This window comes from Pseudomonas sp. FSL R10-1350 (assembly GCF_009600525.1).
Classification (GTDB): Bacteria; Pseudomonadota; Gammaproteobacteria; order Pseudomonadales; family Pseudomonadaceae; genus Aquipseudomonas; species Aquipseudomonas helleri.
Genome location: NZ_WIVR01000135.1, coordinates 1 through 2,481, shown reverse-complemented (window position 1 = coordinate 2,481; position 2,481 = coordinate 1). Strand labels below are relative to the sequence as shown.

Genomic DNA, 2,481 nt, shown 5'->3' with positions numbered 1-2,481 from the left:
TTCTCATTGCCTATATCACCTGACCCTATTGAGAATATCCACTTAACAATCTGATTGTTAAGCATTGCCGATAATCTGCCATATTCTTTTGTCTTGGCAATATCGTTGTCGAATGCTTTTGATTTTAGCCCAATTTCTTTTAATGCTTTTTCAGAGTCCTTTTGTTGCAATTGCCACTTCGCTAAATGAGGACCCACATTCGTCTGCAAAGGCTCATATGCAGACACGTCCAAGCCACAGCGCGCAAGGCTTGCAGCGTTGAAAGCTTTCTTGGCTACGCCTATCGTTCCCTTTTGATCCAAAGCCTTCAACGTCTTGCCCTGGACGACTCTGGACACCACTAAATTCAGATGTGGATTGTCTTGGTCGTGGACATTAGCGAACACTCGACCTTTGAAGTCATTAATATCAATATCTAACTTCTTGGCGAGTTCTTTTAGGATATCGCTTGTTATAGATTTCCATTCGCCCGGTGTTGGTTTAACCACACTTGGAGGAAGACTGAAAACAAAACTTTGCGCATAACTTTGAACTGGTCGCCCTCCCTTCTTTTGGGAGTTCTCCAAGTCCAAACTTACGGCTTCATTAGAACAAGTTCTAATGAAATTCTCGATATTACCGTATACCGGTATTATGCTCTCGGTATTCTTGTGATTAGCATGTTCCATGTTAACTAAATACTTGCCGTATTTAATTAACCCTCCATGCTTATCTTTTATGCGCTCGCTTCTTACGAACCAGTTCTTGATTGTCATATTCGATTTTAATTGTTATATAATATATATACCATTTAAAATCGAAATATCAATCAAACATCACTATTTCGTTTTAATTCTAGATAGGAGAACCCTGCGGGTTCACGCCTTGTGCTTCGCACTGGCTTCCTCTCTGCGGTCAGGTCTGCGCCCCGACACCCGCCAAAATCAAAAGCCCAGCCCCTCAAAAAGCCTGACCAGAGGTCAGCCATTTTGACCGGCTTCGACGTGGGAAAATTGTAAAAGCCTATATCAGATAATAGCCCTGCATAGGGCATTCCCTTACACGGTTATGAGGCGATGGCTTACACAGATAACCCGAGACCAAGCCAACTCGTTGGCGCAGCATGTCGAGGGTTGGAGGCACGTTTTAGGGGATATTCGAAAAGGGGAATCCCCTTTCGTTTCGGGGCTTTGCAGGAAAAAGTCTAAATAGCCTATATCAGATAATAGCCCGTAGGGCGCCTTGGATTCTGGGCAGGGTTTCCCCCTCTCACCCCTCCATCCTGTTTTTCCAATTAAAAATCGTTGCTCTGCTGGCACCAGTGATTGCCATAACTTCTTCTACGGTTCGACCCTGTGCGATTAGCTCAATGCCTTGCTCCCTGCGGGTCTTACCCTTTGCTTGCCCACCCAAACGACCACGGCGTGCCTGTATCTCGCTGGTGTGAGTCTTTGCCACGAAATATTCGAAATCGCTTTCTGTGATCCTTTTGTGTGTCCACTTCGCCACACTGGTAGCCGTCGCCTTCACTTCACTGAACGGAAGAGGGTTTGAGAAATTTAGATTTATCATCTGCGCACGGGTTACGCAGGCATCGAGCCACTGGCGATAGGCGGGCCAGCCTTGGCGGATTGCTCGATACGACCAGTTACGCAGTTCCTCGAAAAGGGTGCAATTTCTACCCAATCCATAGTCAGCAACGACCTTTTTCCGCTGTGCTGGGGTTTTTAGGTCGAGGTAGTCAGCCAGTTCGCCCAATTCGTATGCTTCGTGATGCCACTGCGTTACCTGCCAATGGTGATGCAGGGGATTCTTCACAATAAGCCCTGAATAGCCTCTATCAGCGTCCAGAAGCTCGCACAGGGCGTTTTCTACGGCAGCGGCATACAGGAGTGGGGCTTTTCTGCCATCGGGCGCTGTGCGAACTGGTGTTTGGAGCGCATAGAGGGCGTGAGCGTGTGCGTTTGATCTGTTCATCACGGTCAGATTAGGAGCCGGTGCGCCTCGATCTGACCAGTCCATTGCTGCACCTGGACGGTCGATGTCGAACGCAAGCCATAACATATGGGTTGGTCCGTTATGCTGGATATACTTTGCCTTTTTTGCAATTTCGGCTTTTGCTATGTGCAAGCCAGTTGCAAGGTCATCTGTATAATATGGTTTTGCTGGTAATGTGCTTGTAAAAAGTTGTAGTTGTGTCATACTGTTTATGTCCCTCCCCCCTCTGTGTCTTCCTGTCGCCAAACTATCGGACACAGAGGGGAATCTTTTAAGTTATATTTTCCATCTTACCCTATTTTCGAGGGTCTTGCCGGTTTTCGTTTCCGCCATCTCGAACATACTGTCAAGTAGTTCAGCCTGTTCCTTCGAAATGTTCAACTTACTTAATTCTTCGGTTGTTTTTTCAATCCTGTTTTTTTGCCTATTCTCATTGCCTATATCACCTGACCCTATTGAGAATATCCACTTAACAATCTGATTGTTAAGCATTGCCGATAATCT

The 2,481-nt window shown here is 46.3% G+C and carries 3 protein-coding genes; all 3 read right to left on the bottom strand.

What is annotated here, in order from left to right:
• The coding region (locus GHO25_RS25405; RefSeq protein WP_153393309.1) for a hypothetical protein at positions 1–755 on the bottom strand (755 nt) is incomplete at its 3' end.
• Between the two features lie 493 nt (positions 756–1,248).
• A complete protein-coding gene (locus GHO25_RS25400; RefSeq protein ID WP_153328969.1) occupies positions 1,249–2,181 on the bottom strand; it encodes a replication initiation protein in 933 nt (310 codons plus the stop codon).
• A gap of 72 nt (positions 2,182–2,253) precedes the next feature.
• Positions 2,254–2,481, bottom strand: a 228-nt coding sequence (locus GHO25_RS26345; protein ID WP_218581093.1) for a hypothetical protein, incomplete at its 5' end; no start/stop codon positions are given.